Below are 16796 nucleotides of genomic sequence, written 5' to 3'. Positions count from 1 at the left end.
TTTTAAACCAAGTTTTGTCGCCACTTACTAAGCCTGGCACTCTTGCTACTTAGCCTCTAACTAACCAACGCAACCTCTTCCCACCTCGTAGGCTACTGCCTGTTCTGTGCAAACAAAAAAACTCCGAGCTTTCACTCGGAGTTTTTAGTATCTAGCTTCTGTTACTTCAGCGAATTACAGTTCGATTGAAACTGTTTCACCGTCAACATTTAGCATTAGCGTGTTGCCTTCAAGCTTGTGAGACACTTCAACTTGCTCGCCTTCGTTCTTATTAGGAACAAGAAGCGTCAGGATGTTGTGCTCTTTCGATGGCTTGAATTCCACTTCAACGTGACGGTGGATTTCAAGATCTTTGAACTCGTATGGGTCAACTTCGCCAAAACCTTCAACATTCTTAACTGAAGTGATGTTGTCAGCTGATTCGTTGATGAAGTTTACGTCTAGGTGTGCAACTTCGCCACGGATAGTGAAAGACTTGTCTGCCACGTCGTTTGCGAAAGTTGTATGCATTAGCCAAGTCATGTCTTTCTCTTCAGAAAGCGTTGCCTTGTCTTGCATTACGAATACTTTACCTTGAACAAACCAGACCTTACGCTTGTAAGATTCAATTTCAGGAACGAAGTACTTGTAAGACGCTGTCGCATCACCTTCAACCATCTTCACATCAGATTCAGTGTCGAAATCAGAGATGTTGCCGCCCGCTTCGATACAGAAGCGATCTTGATGGTTTTCGTAGCCTGTATTCTTGTTCTCGCCATACTGACCTTTACCGCCAAATAGTGGAAGGTTCTTAGAGAACGTTTGACGACGCCATTTCGTGTGCATATCAACACCGAAACCACCGTAGTAGCCAGTGATTGACGCTAGCGTTTCACCGAATGCATGCAACGTGAATGCGTTTTGGTCACCGTGAGAGTGGCTGATTGAGCCAAACGGAGAACATTTGAATACCATGTGAATATGGTTATCACGCTCAGTCATCTTGTTGTGGAATGCAGCCCAACCCGTGATTGGGAATACTTTCAACAGTGGGTCATTCGATGGTGCTTTCTCTTCAGGTGCATCCCAAAGGAAGTTAAAGCGAAGATCATCGTAACCGAAGTCCCACCAACCGAAGTTGTAGAATTTGGTGTGTGCTTCAGTATCACGGCCTTTCAGTTGGTTGTAGTACCAAACATACTCAGGCTTCTGGTTAACACCTGCGTAATGCTTGATGTTGTAAGCCAGTTTTAGACCTGGGAAATCACCGATTGAAGACTGGTCACAGAAGCTCGCGCGCTTAGAGTGAACAGGCATGCAGTAAAGCGGGAAATCACCTGTGTTTTCGTAGAATGTTTTGTTAAACATGTCTACGCCACAGTATGCTTTCAATAGATCGAATGCTTCGCCTAGGAATGCAGTTTGCGTGTTCCAGTAGTCAGGACCTTCAGCCCAACCGCCGTCTACACCGCCCCATGGTGGGTAGTGTACTGCGTAGTATTCTAGTGCGTATGCAATGTACTCGCCTGCTTTCGGGTGATCGTGGTAAAGCGCGATACACGTTGGGATGATAGCAGAAGAGATAGAACGAACACCGTGGCTGTTCAGTGGGTTGTTCAATAGATCAACCGTCACTTTCAGGTGGTGCATGATTTCGTCTAGACGCTCAATCAAAGCATCTTGAACTTGCTGACGTTCTTCATCTGTGAAGTAGCCGTGTAGCCAGTCGTAACCCCAAGCCATAGCCGCGATAACACGGAAAGCCGCTTCATCGTTATAGCCACGAGAAGTCACGCCTTCTGGATCGTACGTAGACAGTTTTAGAGTCCAAGCTTTTGCTTTAGCAATTAGCGCTTCGTCTTCTTTCACAACACCAGCAATTGCTAGGTTACGTGTCGCGTTTAGTGCCATTTGGCAATCAACGTACATTTGACGCCAGTAAGGACGCCATAGAGAAGCTTTGCCTACCGTGTCAGCTGGGTACGCTTGAGGCTCTTCGAAAGGAGCAGTCTCAACGAACTTAACTGTCGAGTTATTGTAGAAATCATCAAACATGCAGTGAGCTTCATCAGCTTTCACTTTCGCTTTGAATTCTTCTAACTGATCTGCTTGAACAAGAAGACGTGGACGTGCTTCGCTCAAGTTGTCTAGGAATGATAGGTCGAAGTCACGTTTCTGTACTTCGATAGGGAGTAGGTCTACAAGATTACCTGCTGAAGTATCATTCTCCAGCTTCATCTTCCTGATTGCATCAAGAGATTTTTGGTCGCTCATTCTAACTCACTTATTTTTCAAGTTGGTTGAAAGGAATTAGCAACAATATACGTCTTATTGTAGGACAATTGAATATATTTCGATTCGATTGAACCATTTTGTACAGTTTTCGTGATTTAGGTCAGATATCTTCCACCTGACAGTTTTTCCGTGTCGCAGAACAAAAAATGCGACGCCCTTTCGAGTCGTCGCATTCTATTATAATCGTTTTCTATGTATTAGCTTTCAGTTACTGCTTTCGCTTGCTTGCCGCCGTCATCGACCGCTTTAACCAATAGCACACCAACACCACCAACAATCACACCACAAAGTATGAAGACTAGACGTCCCCACATTGGGTTAGTGAGTAGAGCCATTAGCATGATACCGACACCCGCTACCGCAATCAGTTTACCAAGCATTTCACGCTGTTTGTTATCCAGTACTTTCTGTTCTGCTGACTCCGCAACTAATGGAGTAGACAGGTTACCGAAGAACTTATCAACGTCTGCTTGACGCTTCTCAGTTAATGGCTTGTAGAACAGAGTTGATAGGATGAAGAAACCACCTGTCAGCGTAATGTGAGCAATCAGACCGATAGCAACCTTAACATCAGACCATTCACGGCTTGTTAGCTCTTCTAGACCGAAGATTGAAGACACCATTTCAGCGTTAACAACGAAACCCACGTAGTAAGAAACAAAACCACCAACCACTAGCGTACCCCAACCAGCCCAGTCTGGAGTCTTCTTAATAAAGAAGCCAAGGAATGCAGGAATTGTCATTGGGAAGCCGATAAGTGCGCCTACATACATCATGGTATCGAACAGGCTCAAACCTTTAAGCGAGTTGATGAACTGTGCAATAAGGATGATAGCAATACCAAACACGGCAGAAGTAATCTTAGAAACCGTTACTAGTTCTTTTTCGCTAGCCGTACCTTTACGAACGATTGGTTCATAGAAGTTCTTAACAAAGATACCTGAGTTACGGTTTAGACCAGAATCCATTGACGACATTGTCGCTGCAAACATCGCCGCAACTAGAAGGCCGACCATACCTGCTGGCATGTATTCTTGTACAAAGTATAGGTAAGCAAAGTCACCCGCTTTCTTACCTGCTTCTGGGTAAGCTGCTGCTAGGTCGACACCTTGACCTGCAATGTACCAAGAAGGCATGAACCAGATGAATACACCACAAAGCATTAGCACACACGCTAGTAGCGCCGCTTTCTTCGCGTTCTTTGAGTCTTTAGCCGCTAGGTAACGGTAAGAGTTAAGCATGTTGTTAGTAATAGAGAACTGCTTCACGAAGATGAAGAATGCCCAAATGCTGAAGATGCTTAAGTAGTTAATGTTGTTACCAGAAAGGAAAGAACCGCCTTCCGCTACAGGGAAGTTATTCACGATTTCACCAACACCGCCACCTTGAACAACAGCAACAACTGCACATGTCACGGTTACTGCCATGATGATAACCATCTGCATAAAGTCAGATGCGATTACCGCCCATGAGCCGCCCGTTACAGACATTGCCAATACAACCAAACCGGTAATCCAGATAGTTGCTGTCATGTCGAAACCGAAGATACCAGAAGCGATGATTGCTAGTGCGTTTAACCATACACCGGCAGAAACAACACTGTTTGGCATTGAAGACCAAGTGAACACTTGTTCGTTAGTCGCACCGAAACGCATACGAATTGCTTCGATTACCGTTACTACACGTAGTTGACGGAACTTTGGAGCAAAGTATGCGAAGTTCATGAAGTAACCAAATGCGTTGGCTACGAAGATGACCGCTACTGCAAAACCATCGTTATACGCTTTACCTGCCGCACCGGTGAATGTCCATGCACTAAACTGGGTCATAAAGGCGGTTGCACCAACCATCCACCACAACATGTTACCGCCCCCGCGGAAGTAGTCACTGGTGGTACTTGTAAATGTTCTAAACATCCAACCTATCGCAATCAAGAATAGGAAATAAATGCCGACAATAATCGTGTTGAGTTCCATCGTGTATCCTTTGTCCGTTGTATTTTGTTACGAGGACTATAGGAAATCTCAAACTTTATTTGTAGTACAATAATCCAAATAAGTGATGGCGATCTTATTTTGATTGATTAAGTTAATTATATATATGACATAGGATGGAATATGGCCAATCCATTAAGGCAATTACTGGTGTTTGAGGTAAAAACTCAAAAAACCAAGGACAAAGAACACCACACCTATTAAAATCAAAGACTTAAAAAAAAGTGAGACTTTGCACACTTATTAACAAATACAACCAAACACATATAAATATAAAATCCTCAAAAATAATAAAAGCCAAATCAGAGCTAAATCACTCTCATTTATCACACAATAAACCAGTGTTTTTTATCTATTGAGAGTGGATAATTTCATTAGAATTCTACTTAAATTAATCAATATAGAAGAGGCATATCCAGTTCAAACGATGGTAGATTCAAAATATACAAAAATGAAAAATCATGGATGACGCATAATTATTTGGGGGTCGAGAGTGTCTAAAAACGAATATCGAGCGTAATATTATTTTTATTATGATGGTAAAGAGAACGACCGCTAGGCGTATACAAGAAGGAACTGGCTTAAGAAGGAGTTAAGCGAGGATGAACCAAAACAGTGCCACACATGGTGCAACACGCTTTCTAAAAACAAAAAAGCATGCACTTGGCATACCTTTTTGACTGGTTCAAATGAAGTTGAAAACCGTGTTTAGCTTGCAGTGGCTAAACGGTGGTTAGCATCTTGCAAGTGAGCCGCTGACATTGTACGAGCTTTTTCACTGTCGCCAGCCATAATCGCTTCATAGATTCTACGGTGTTCATTGATACATGTGCTGCCCTCTTCAGAAGAGTGCACGATGAAGTTAACGAACATGGTCGTCAGAATATTGCCGAATGGCAGGTAGAAATCGTTACCTGTTGCATTGAAGATCAAGCTGTGGAAACGAATGTCGATGTTTGTCCAACTTTCTTGGTCAAATACTTCAGCAGCATCCACTTCTACCATCTTCTGGAAGATCTCTGAAAGCTCGATACGTTGCTCAGCAGTCGCAAATTTTGCAGCTAATGCACACGCTTCTGGTTCAATCGCACGGCGAAGGCCTAAAAACTGAGAACAGAATTGGTCTATGTCGGTTAGACCATCCATCCATTCAATCAGTTGAGGATCAAGAAAGTTCCAGTATGCGCGATCCACTACACGAGTACCGATTTTCGGGCGGGACTCTAACAGGCCTTTAGAAGTCAGTAGTTTAACTGCTTCACGAAGTGCCGTACGACTGATACCAAACTGTTCACACAGCGCCATTTCACCAGGAATAATAGAACCTTGTGGCAGTTCACCAGACAAGATTCCACGAGCGATTTCACGCGCTACTTGCACGTGCAGGCTGCGCTTCGAGCCCGAGATTGAATTAAAAGTGCTAACCATAAGTTCACTTATTTTATATGTTATGTTTATGTATTATTTAAGGATTACTATAACAGGATTTCAACCTAGCGCCAATTGAGTAAATTAGCAACGAGTCGCGCTCTATTAATTTACTCAATTAATCAACCACTTATAAAGCATCTAACTCCATACAGCTAGAAACATTATGTTACACCATTCATAAATCCGTCATCAAAATGCATCGGTTCTGTCATCCTCGATTTCTATACTCCCTTCCCAAGAAATCACTCAATTGGACTGAAATAATGAAACCGACAAAAACAAACCTCACGCTTAAGAGCGCTATTACTGCTGCGCTGATTTTTTCTGGTTCTGCATTAGCAATGGATACACGATACGAAGATCGCTCTGGCAACTTGGTTGCTGATGTTCCTCAAGATGAATCGCAATGGGTTGACCCAAACACGCTAATTTTTGCTTATACGCCAGTTGAAGATCCTGCAGTATACGCTGATGTGTGGAGCGAGTTTTTGAGCCACCTTGAAAAAACAACGGAAAAGACGGTTCGTTTCTTCCCTGTTCAAAATAACGCAGCTCAAATTGAAGCAATGCGTTCAGGTCGCCTACATATCGCAGGTTTCAACACAGGTTCTACACCACTAGCGGTTAACTGTGCAGGCTTTGCCCCATTCACAATGATGGCTGCAGAAGATGGCTCTTTCGGTTACGAAATGGAAATCATCACTTACCCTGGTTCTGGCATTGAGAAAGTGGAAGACCTAAAAGATAAGAACCTAGCGTTCACATCACAAACGTCAAACTCTGGTTTCAAAGCCCCTTCTGCGATTCTGGATGCTGAATACCAGCTTCAACCTGAACGTGATTTCAAACCGGCTTTCTCTGGCGCGCACGACAACTCTATTTTGGGTGTGGCACACAAAGATTATGACGCAGCAGCCGTCGCTAACTCAGTATTGAACCGTATGCTTTCACGTGAAGTCGTGAAAGAAGGTCAAATCAAGAGCATCTACAAGTCACAAACCTTCCCAACAACAGCTTACGGCACAGCGCACAACCTAACACCAGAGCTGCAAGAGAAGATTCAAAAAGCGTTCTTCACTTTCGATTGGGAAGGCACAAAGCTTCAAGAAGAATTTGAACGTAACCGCGAAGCGCAGTTCGTTCCTATTACTTACAAAGAGCACTGGGAAGTGATCCGCACTATCGATACGGCAAACAAAGTCTCTTACACGTGTAGCTAAGTTCAACCGAACTAAAAAGCCAATCACACACCGATAAAACTAACTGCAGGTGTAATCGCCTGCAGTTATTCACCACTCTTTCCGGTTTACTTTCCATGCCTGTCTCAGGCGAACTCTTAGTACACCGCTCTTATAGGAATTCTATGTCTACTCTTACCCTTAAAGGGCTTACCAAGCACTACTCCAGTTCTGATAAAGCCCTTACCAACGTTAGCTTGTCGGTCAATGCCGGTGAAGTGGTTGGTTTAATTGGTCCATCTGGTGCGGGTAAATCAACGCTTATCCGTTGTATTAATCGGCTCACCGAACCCACCAGCGGCGAAGTGATCTTTTCCAATACCAATCTAGAAACGCTGTCTAAGCGACAACTGAGACAATCACGCCGTGAAATCGGGATGATTTTCCAAGAGTACGCGCTGATTGAGCGTTTGACGGTGATGGAAAACGTACTTTCAGGACGTTTGGGTTACGTGAATTTCTGGCAAAGCTTTACTCGCCGTTTCCCTGAATCAGATATCCAAGCCGCTTATGCACTACTCGACCGTGTTGGATTGTTAGAACACGCCAATAAAAGGGCCGATGCTCTGTCGGGTGGTCAGCGTCAACGTGTTGGTATTGCACGTGCACTTGCTCAGAAACCGAAATTACTGTTGATTGATGAACCAACGGCCGCACTTGATCCACGTACAGCGCGCCAAATCATGCGACTGATCAGTGAGATTTGTTCAGAGCAACAACTCCCTGCCATCATCAATATTCACGATGTTCAATTAGCAAAGCAGTTTTTTGACCGTGTTGTCGGCTTGAATGCAGGTTGTGTCGTATTTGATGACAAACCAAACCTGCTCACTGAAGATGTTTTAACGCAAATCTACGGTGAAGAAGACTGGAGTCAACAAGCAGAAGAAGAGGCCGATGACCTCATCATCACAAGCCCTCGCCTATCTGAGGCAACAATATGACTCAACCATATCCAAATCAAGTTCAGCAGCATTTAAAGTCAGGAAAACAGAATTCCAAACAATACCCGACACAGTGGACAAAGCCGCCACTGATTTCTAGCCCATGGTTACGCTGGAGCTTAATCATCATTGTCGCGGTTTACTTGTACCTTGCGACTCAATCGGTACACGTCAACTGGACTCGAATTTACGAAGGCAGCGAACGCGGCTGGCAGTTCATTTTGGCTTTCATGAACCCAGATTTTGGTGGCCGATGGAACAACATCTCACAAGGTTTGATTGAGAGTTTAACCATGACCCTGACATCAACCGTGGCGGGTGTCCTTCTTTCAATCCCATTCGGATTAGGCGCAGCGAAAAACCTTGCCCCTACGCCTGTTTACCTATTCTGTCGTGCGTTTATTTCGGTTGCTCGTAGCTTACAAGAGATCATCGTTGCGATTCTGTGTGTCGCTCTATTTGGCTTTGGTACGTTTGCGGGTTTTGTCACGCTCACCTTCGCGACCATCGGCTTTCTCGCAAAATTGTTTGCCGATGAAATTGAAGCCATTGACCCAGCACCACTGACCGCAATGCGTGCAACGGGCGCAAGTTGGTTACAACAAGTGAATTACGCGATTCAAGCGCAGGTAATGCCGCGCTTCATCGGACTTTCGATGTACCGACTCGACATCAACTTTCGTGAGTCAGCGGTGATTGGCATTGTTGGCGCAGGTGGTATCGGCGCAACGTTAAACACAGCAATGGACCGTTACGAATACAGCGCAGCAGCCGCTATTCTATTGATTATTATAGTGATTGTGATGTTGTGTGAATACCTATCAACCATCATCCGTAAGCATGTGCAGTAAGGAACGACCAATGAGCACGTTAAATGAAACACCGACAAGCGCCATCAATCGTACCCAATGGCAGCGTTACGACAGTAAACAGAGCCTCATGCTTTGGCTAGGCTGGCTTTGCTTTGTTGCTTTGACAGTATTCGCATGGCAAGTCATGAACAAGGATACGATTTGGTACTTTGTGACTGACTCACCCAACCAATTTACTGATATCTCTTCACGTATGTGGCCACCAAGATGGAGCTACTTAGAGTCTCTTTGGAGTCCGTTGTGGGACACCATTAACATCGCGACACTTGGCACACTGTTGGGGATAGTACTAGCGTTTCCAGTCGCGTTCTTAGCTGCACGTAATACAACGCCAAGCATGACGTTTATCAGACCTATCGCGCTGTTCATCATCGCGGCAAGTCGTTCAATTAACTCGTTAATTTGGGCATTGTTATTGGTAGCAATCATCGGCCCAGGCTTGTTGGCCGGTATCATTGCGATAGCGCTACGTTCAATTGGTTTTGTGGCGAAGTTAATGTATGAAGCGATTGAAGAAGTGAATGCAACACAGATGTCTGCAATCCAATCGACTGGAGCTTCTCCGCTGCAGGTATTGAACTACGGTATTCTTCCGCAAGTGATGCCAAGTTTCATCGGCACGAGCTTGTTCCGCTGGGATATCAATATTCGTGAGTCTACCGTCTTAGGTTTGGTGGGCGCTGGCGGTATCGGCTTAAAACTGCAAGAGTCGATGGCGATGCTGGCATGGCCTCAAGTGACTGTGATTTTCTGTGCGATTCTAGTGACGGTCATCTTCTCCGAATGGGTGGCAGCCAAAGCAAGAAAAGCCCTTATCTAAATAATAAAAACAACGTCAAATAGACGGTTAGTTAGGATCAAAGCCTACTCAGTGAGTAGGCTTTTCGTTTGTTGCAACGTGATAAACATTTTTCACCATCAGAACCGCACTTCGTTGACCACAGTCCCTACCCCTTCAATCGTGACACTCACTTGGTCCTTGTCGGACAAAGCATAAGTTCTACCTGGCGTGCCCATGAAAATTAGATCGCCCGGTTTGAGGGTAAAATAATGGCTCAAATAGCTCACGACTTTTCTTGGCTTGTGGATCATGAACGAAGTATTTTCTTGTTGAACCACTTTACCGTTAACACGAGTGGTTAACTCAACATTGTTGTAATCAATGCCGCGCACAATTGTGTTGCCTACTGGGCCAAAACCATCGGAAGCTTTCGCTCGGAGCCATTGTAAATCGGCGCCTTGCCAACTTCTTTCAGTAATATCGTTGCCCACCGTGACGCCAAAGATCGCTTGTTCGGCTTCTTCTTCACTGGCTTGACTGAGCTCTCTACCAATCACAACCACCAGCTCGCCTTCAAAATGAACATTTCTTGCTTTTGGTGGCACTTGAATCACTTCGCCCGTGAGAATCAAAGAAGAAGGAAGTTTAAGAAACATCGGCGGTGGTGCATCGGCAGGTGAGGCTAAGTGGCTAGCGAAGTTCATCCCGACGGCGAAGACTTTCTCTGGTTTTGTCGGTAGTAACACCTCAACCGACTCTAACGGGATCGAATTTTTTGCTACCGAATATTCGCCAAAGAGATCGCCGCTGACCGGTAACACAACGTCATTGTCTAGCTTTCCATAGCTGACTTTGTCTTGGTATTTAAAACGGACAAAATGCTCACTGCTCACCTCAACACTGTTATTTTCTGCCGCCAATGCGACACCAGACATCGCAACTATTGCCAATAACCACTTCATCCTTGAATCCCTTTATTTTTAAATCCTAAACTATACTTTAGCCCACTCTGTAAGATTCGAAGGAAAAGGGAAGCTCCGTTGCCCCATCCTCTTTCCCCCCTTCTTATAAAAGCAGCACGCATAAAAAAACCGAGCAACTCGCAGTGAGTTACTCGGTTTGACTTATTCCCGATGTATTCAGTCGTTGTTGGTATCAACGAACGATTTGCAATCACGACTGAATTCAATGTGATGCTTCGTTCCCGCAAAGCACCACATCAATACATGCCATCGTTAAACGGCATGTATGTTAATCATTTACAGTTGAGCAAATGATCCTTCCCACGAGTATGTCTCACCCGCGAACTCAACAGTGTGAGTTGCTTGCTGCGTGTCTTCAGCTTGGTTTGAAATACCGTAGTGGTAAGTGTTGCCAGATGTCGTTTGAATGCGCACAACAGTCCCGACACTGTTATGGCCCACAACAGACATTGATTTAACCAGACCACGAGCGCCTACAGAGGCTTCGATAGACTCGTTAAAGTAACCATGCGTTTCTAGTACAGAAGCAAACACGTGGTTTTGACCAGACTGACGTAAGATGAACGCGGGCTCACTCTTAAGGTTGAAGTCTGGATCGTTAGCACCAGTGCGAGCAAAAATCACTTCGCTGCCCGCATTAGCACTGGTTACTAGGCTGTAGTAGCTGCTGTCATGTAGCCAGCTTACTAGAGAACCTTCTTCGTTCACTTTGCCTGAAGCCACGTTCCATAGGTGTTGGTAACCATTATCTTCACCTAATGGCTTAAGCGTTTTTTCCATGTTGTAATCGAAATCAGTACGGATGATCTGGCCTGAGTGGTGAACGGGCAGGTCGTACTGGTGCTCAGCGTCAGCTTCAATGCGGTATACATCGATCACTAGTGGCTTCTCGAACTCAGGAAGTTCAGCAAGAATCACGCTGCGTTGCATGTCTACGCCAGTGTAGTACTCAGAAATGGTTCCGCTCATGCCTTGCAGAGACTGATCGTCTGCTACGAAGAAGTGCTTCTGACCAAACTTAGACTCAGCCAATGCTGTGTTGAAGTTGTTCTGCGTTTTCTGATCAACCGTTACTGTGTTGTGAGCAACCGTCTGCTTACAGTAAGACTTGTTCTCTGGGATGTAGCGACCGCCAAACTTAGGCTCAACGTTTACCCAGCGACCAAAACCGTAATCGTGCAGTACTTCGTGGCCACGGTTGAATACGCTTAGGTGTAAGCCATCGTAGTGACCATGGTCTAGCGCAGAGTGGTACTGGTGATCAGAGCCGTGCTGACCAAACCAGATCAACGCCATTGTGTCGTCGTCTTGCTCATCACGGTGACGAAGGATGCTTGCGCCACCTTTTTCGCCTTCAGGGCCGTCCGTTACAAACAGGCTACCCCAGTTAAATGCTTTGATGTCGGCTGCTGCATCAACCGCGTCAGACAGTGTTTTACCCGAAGCATGAACCCAAACGTTTTGTTGGTGATCAGCCATGCCAAGCAGAGTTTCAGTCTGCTCGTAACGGTGGTAACACACAGACGTTGCCATGATAACGCCTTCATCGTTGATAGAGATTGTCTTCGATGAATCGTTCAGAGCTGGCAATGTACCGTCTGGGAATGCTGTTTTGAATACAGAGTACGACGTTGTCTTGATCACTGAGTCGTTGAATTCATAGATACCAACTTCAGGCTGACGACGTTCAATTGCTTCTGCGAACAGGTAGATTGGACGTAGCGAGAAACGGTGGTAGTAAGGACCTTCCATGTAGTAGCCGTCTGGCGAAAACAGTTGGTCAAGTTGTGCTAAGAAACCGCCGCTTACTTTGTCTAGTTTCAGGCCGTAAAGCGCTTTGTCTACAGACTCTTGATCGTTGATTGCGTAACCACAGATACCTACCGCTGCCACAGCCCATAAGCCGTGGTTGTGTACGATATCGAAGTCGTGTGCGTAAGTCACAACGAACATTTCGATCATTTGCTTAAGAAGATCGTCTTCGATCAGACGCTTTTGCTCTTCAGAGATCGTGTGGTAAATACAGCTGTACGCACAAGAAGCGTAAAGCATCCACATGTTCTCGTTCAACGTTTGGTGGAACAACTTACCCGGAGGGTTAGAGTCACGGCTTACGTTGCTTTCAAGCGTTGGGTATACCGTCGCGTACGCAGTTAACATATCAACGATGTAGTCACGGTATTTTTTTTCCTCAGTGATAAGGAACAAACGGCCGGCTAGATCCATGTGGATGTAGTTTTGCTTGTGACGGTTATGTTCGTAACCGCCGCCTTCACCGTGACCTGGAACTTCAATGCCAACTTCAACCATGTAAGCGTCAGTTTGTTTAATATCGCGAGTCAGTGCGTTACCTAAAAGGCTATCCTTGCCAAGTTCTTTACGAAGCTCTGCTGCTTCATCAAAGTTAAGTAAAAGTGGTTGATAGCTCATTATTATTTCCCCTGCTCTGCTGTGCTTGCTAATTCTGGGTTTAAAATTATTTCTACTGAGTAGAAGCCTGTCCAGCTGTATACTTTGCCGTTCAGTTCTACTTTGTGTTCAGTGCTGTCAGTCGCGCCAAGTTGGTTGCTGATCATCACTGTCACGTTTGATTTCTCTGTGGTGATCTCAACTACCGAACCGACATTGGTGTGAGCCACTACTTTGATGTCTTTCACAACACCACGTGCATTAACTGATTGCTCGAATTCTTCGTTGAAGTAACCGTGCGTTTCAACAACAGAAGCAAACAGTGTTGTTTCGCCTTTGCTGCGTAGAATGAATGCAGGCTCTGAACGTAGGTTGAAGCTTGGGTCGTTAGCGCCAGTGCGAGTAAAGATCACTTCAGCATTGTCGTTAGACGTTGCACCTAGCCAAGTGTAGTACGTGTTGTTTTGTAGCCAGCTTACAAGTGCTGTGCCCTTCACTTCACCGCTTGCCACGTTCCATAGGTGTTGGTAACCGAAATCGTCACCTAGAGTGTTTAGCTCTTTGTTTGCTTGGTATTCAAAGTTAGTGCGAACAATCTGACCTTGATATTGGTGTGAGTAGTCGTACTGATGCTCACCTTCACCGCCTTTCTCAGAATCTAAACGGTAAAGATCTAATAGTAGCGGAGATTCTAATTCTTCAAGGTTTAGCATGAACACGCTGCGTTGCATGTCAAAACCTTCGTAATGATCGTTAGCAAATGCGCTCATGCCATTGATTTGCTCGTCTTCTACTTTGAAGAAGTGCGGCAAGCCGTGTACTGCATCTGCACGTTCAACGTCAAAGTTGTTCTGACATTTTTCATCAATCGTTACTGCGTTATGTGCAATTGTTTGACGAGCGTAAGATTTGTTTTCGTCTAGGTAACGGCCGCCGAATTTAGGCTCAACGTTCACCCAACGACAGAAGCCGTATTCACGCAGTACTTCTTGACCACGGTTGAAGAAAGAAATACCCAGCGTATCAAAGTTACCGTGACCCATGCCGTGTTGGCCGTAGTTCATCACTAACTGAGAAACGTCGCCTTTCTTATCCTGCATACGGATAAAGCCTTGCGCGCCGTTGTGACCTTGAGGGCCTTCGTTCAATTCAACACTTGGCCAGAAAGGCATGCCGATTTCTTGCTCAGCAGACGCCGCTTCATAAGCTTTAGATAGCTCAAGACCACATGGGTGCATCCAAACTGCGTCTTGAATCTTCGCCATACCAAGAATGTTTTGGTCAACGCCGTTTTCAGATGAGTAATGTTTGCTGTAAACGCTCACTGCAACCTGAACACCCATGTCTGTAATACCCATTGTGCGAGATGCATCGTTCAGAGCTGGGAATTCGCCGTTCGGGTAAGCCGTCGCAAGCATCGCTTGTACTGTGTTACCAATCACGCCGCCTTTGTAGTTGTAGATATCCACTTCAGGCATATGACGGTGAATCACTTCAGCGAACACACACGTTGGACGAATCGCATAACGGTGGTAGTAAGGACCTTCCATGTAGTAGCCAGACGGTGCAAACAGCTGAGAAACTTGCGCTAGGAAGCCGCCAGTGTCGTTACGGTCAATGCCGTACACCGACATTTCAAGGTACTCACGCTTGCCAAGAGCAAGACCACAAATACCGACAGCCGCTACTGCCCAAATACCGTGATTGTGAATTCGGTCGAAGTCGTGTGCGTATTTAACCGTGAACATTTCTAACATTGGTTCAAAAATACGAGACTCAATATTGTCGCGTTGTTCTTGTGTCAGGGTTGAAGCAACACAAGAGTAAGCTAAGCTTGAGAACATTAACCAGCAGTGTTCGTTCAGGATTTGGTGGAACAAACGACCTGTAGGGTTAGTGTTTTTCTGTACGTGGTAATCAAACGTTAGGTATTTGTCTGCGTACTCTTCTAGTAATTCTGTAACAAAGTCAGCGTACTTTTGCTCTTTAGTGATCAAGAACATGCGACCAGCTAGATTCATGTACGTGTAATTTTGCTTATGGCGGTTATGTTCGTAACCACCAGCCTCACCATGACCTGGGACATCAATAGGTAAACGCATGAATGCTTCTAGATCTTTCGCGTTCGCTGCAATGGTTTTGCCCATTAAGCTAGAACGGCCCACTTCAAGGTGAAGTTGCTCTATTTCTGCTTCAGTCAACAATACTGGTTTAGTCGTCATATTCTTTGTCACCCTCAATAAAGAGTTTATCTGCTTAAACTTTGATTAAATTTTCAAACTCCATATAAAGTAATACAATATGAGCTTTAATTATACCTATTCGTCGCTAAATGATGAGTAGAGTCACATAATTAGCCATAAGTCATTGATGTAGCTGGCTAATGGTAAATATTAGCCATTTATTAAGTTGTTGATTTATTTACGCTATATAAAGTATCGCTTGATCAATATCACACAAATTTAGATATATTGTATTACAATTAGGCTCATTCCCTTATGATGGATGCAAGTTAAGTAACACTTAAAAGATTTAAACAGATTAGGAGATACACAATGAACTCTTTCTTTATCCTAGATGAAAACCCATGGGAAGAACTTGGTGGCGGCATTAAGCGTAAAATCGTTGCTTACACTGACGATCTAATGGCAGTACACCTATGTTTTGATAAGGGCGCGATTGGCCACCCTCATACTCACGAAATCCATGACCAAATCGGTTACGTAGTTCGTGGTAGCTTCGAAGCTGAGATTGAAGGCGAAAAGAAAGTCCTTAAAGAAGGCGATGCTTACTTCGCTCGTAAACACATGATGCACGGTGCAGTTGCACTAGAGCAAGACAGCATCCTTCTTGATATCTTCAACCCTGCGCGTGAAGATTTCCTAAAATAATAAACAGCGCAACCTCAGTTGCTAAGGTAAGCATATGAAATCATTAAACATCGCGGTCATTGGCGAGTGCATGGTTGAGCTACAAAAGAAACAAGACGGGCTTAAGCAAAGTTTCGGTGGCGATACACTAAATACTGCACTTTACTTGTCTCGCTTAACAAAAGAGCAAGATATCAACACGAGCTACGTAACAGCGCTAGGCACTGACCCATTCAGTACCGACATGTTAGAAAAGTGGCAAGCGGAAGGTATCGACACTAGCTTAATTGCTCAGCTTGATCACAAACAACCAGGGCTTTACTACATCGAGACCGATGAAACTGGTGAACGCAGTTTCCACTACTGGCGTAATGATGCTGCAGCAAAGTTCATGTTTGACCAGGAAGACACGCCTGCTCTACTTGATAAGCTATTCTCTTTTGATGCGGTTTACCTAAGTGGTATTACGCTTGCTATCTTGACAGAGAATGGACGCACGCAGCTATTCAACTTCTTAGACAAATTTAAAGCGCAAGGCGGCCAAGTATTCTTCGACAATAACTTCCGTCCAAAACTTTGGGAAAGTCAACAAGAAGCGATTTCTTGGTACTTGAAGATGCTTAAGTACACTGACACGGCTCTACTGACGTTCGATGACGAGCAAGAGTTGTACGGCGACGAAAGCATTGAACAGTGTATTGCACGTACGTCTGAATCTGGTGTGAAAGAGATCATCATTAAACGTGGTGCTAAAGACTGCTTAGTAGTTGAAAGCCAAAGCGCTCAGTACGTTGCTCCAAACCCAGTAGACAACATTGTTGATACTACAGCGGCTGGCGACTCGTTCAGCGCGGGCTTCCTAGCTAAGCGCTTAAGCGGTGGCAATGCACGTGATGCAGCGTTAGCAGGTCATATTGTGGCAGGGACTGTGATTCAGCATCCAGGTGCTATCATTCCTCTAGAAGCGACGCCTGATCTGTCTCTATAATTACGCACTTTA

12 protein-coding genes are annotated in these 16796 nt (G+C 44.9%); 6 read left to right on the top strand and 6 right to left on the bottom strand.

Annotated features, from left to right (window positions below; all coding sequences use genetic code 11):
• Nucleotides 1-174: 174 nt before the first annotated feature.
• From AB4371_RS12435 to AB4371_RS12425, 3 genes are all read right to left on the bottom strand, one after another.
• Nucleotides 175-2253 carry a DUF4962 domain-containing protein gene (locus tag AB4371_RS12435; RefSeq protein ID WP_102320523.1) on the bottom strand — a complete coding sequence of 693 codons (2079 nt, stop codon included), beginning with the start codon at nt 2251-2253 and terminating at the stop codon, nt 175-177.
• 218 nt (nt 2254-2471) lie between these two features.
• The gene (locus AB4371_RS12430; protein WP_017061477.1) at nt 2472-4250 is read right to left on the bottom strand and encodes a sodium:solute symporter family transporter; all 1779 of its coding nucleotides are present in this window, start codon (nt 4248-4250) and stop codon (nt 2472-2474) included.
• 726 nt (nt 4251-4976) lie between these two features.
• Nucleotides 4977-5696, bottom strand: a complete 720-nt coding sequence (locus AB4371_RS12425; protein WP_017069949.1) for a FadR/GntR family transcriptional regulator — start codon at nt 5694-5696, stop codon at nt 4977-4979.
• Between the two features lie 266 nt (nt 5697-5962).
• Here AB4371_RS12425 and phnD point away from each other — a divergent pair, with 266 nt between their 5' ends.
• From phnD to phnE (AB4371_RS12405), 4 genes are all read left to right on the top strand, one after another.
• Nucleotides 5963-6919, top strand: coding sequence for a phosphate/phosphite/phosphonate ABC transporter substrate-binding protein (gene phnD, locus AB4371_RS12420; protein WP_136981711.1), 957 nt, complete (start codon nt 5963-5965; stop codon nt 6917-6919).
• A 143-nt stretch (nt 6920-7062) separates the two neighbouring features.
• Nucleotides 7063-7881 carry a phosphonate ABC transporter ATP-binding protein gene (gene phnC, locus AB4371_RS12415; protein WP_372149870.1) on the top strand — a complete coding sequence of 273 codons (819 nt, stop codon included), beginning with the start codon at nt 7063-7065 and terminating at the stop codon, nt 7879-7881.
• Nucleotides 7878-8732, top strand: coding sequence for a phosphonate ABC transporter, permease protein PhnE (phnE, locus tag AB4371_RS12410; protein ID WP_052878558.1), 855 nt, complete (start codon nt 7878-7880; stop codon nt 8730-8732). Before phnC ends, phnE (AB4371_RS12410) begins: the two co-directional genes overlap by 4 nt.
• Nucleotides 8733-8742: 10 nt before the next feature.
• Entirely contained in the window at nt 8743-9573 is an 831-nt protein-coding gene (gene phnE, locus AB4371_RS12405; protein ID WP_371721129.1) for a phosphonate ABC transporter, permease protein PhnE, read from the top strand.
• 98 nt (nt 9574-9671) lie between these two features.
• Here the strand turns inward: phnE (AB4371_RS12405) and AB4371_RS12400 are convergent, their stop codons facing one another.
• The 3 genes from AB4371_RS12400 to AB4371_RS12390 form a co-directional block, all read right to left on the bottom strand.
• Complete coding sequence (locus AB4371_RS12400) at nt 9672-10469, bottom strand: fumarylacetoacetate hydrolase family protein (RefSeq protein WP_372104975.1); 798 nt, start codon at nt 10467-10469, stop codon at nt 9672-9674.
• A 324-nt stretch (nt 10470-10793) separates the two neighbouring features.
• Entirely contained in the window at nt 10794-12947 is a 2154-nt protein-coding gene (locus AB4371_RS12395) for a heparinase II/III family protein (protein WP_372149868.1), read from the bottom strand.
• 2 nt (nt 12948-12949) lie between these two features.
• The gene (locus tag AB4371_RS12390; RefSeq protein ID WP_372149866.1) at nt 12950-15148 is read right to left on the bottom strand and encodes a heparinase II/III family protein; all 2199 of its coding nucleotides are present in this window, start codon (nt 15146-15148) and stop codon (nt 12950-12952) included.
• A gap of 333 nt (nt 15149-15481) precedes the next feature.
• Here AB4371_RS12390 and AB4371_RS12385 point away from each other — a divergent pair, with 333 nt between their 5' ends.
• Both AB4371_RS12385 and AB4371_RS12380 read left to right on the top strand, forming a co-directional pair.
• Nucleotides 15482-15817, top strand: coding sequence for a cupin domain-containing protein (locus tag AB4371_RS12385; protein ID WP_009846518.1), 336 nt, complete (start codon nt 15482-15484; stop codon nt 15815-15817).
• Nucleotides 15818-15851: 34 nt separating this feature from the next.
• Complete coding sequence (locus AB4371_RS12380; protein ID WP_017061485.1) at nt 15852-16784, top strand: sugar kinase; 933 nt, start codon at nt 15852-15854, stop codon at nt 16782-16784.
• Nucleotides 16785-16796: the final 12 nt, after the last annotated feature.

The organism is Vibrio sp. 10N.261.51.A3, from assembly GCF_041471965.1.
In the GTDB taxonomy this organism is placed as follows: domain Bacteria; phylum Pseudomonadota; class Gammaproteobacteria; order Enterobacterales; family Vibrionaceae; genus Vibrio; species Vibrio crassostreae_C.
The sequence above is the reverse complement of the archived record's forward strand: the minus strand, read 5'-3'. Positions and strand labels throughout refer to the sequence as shown.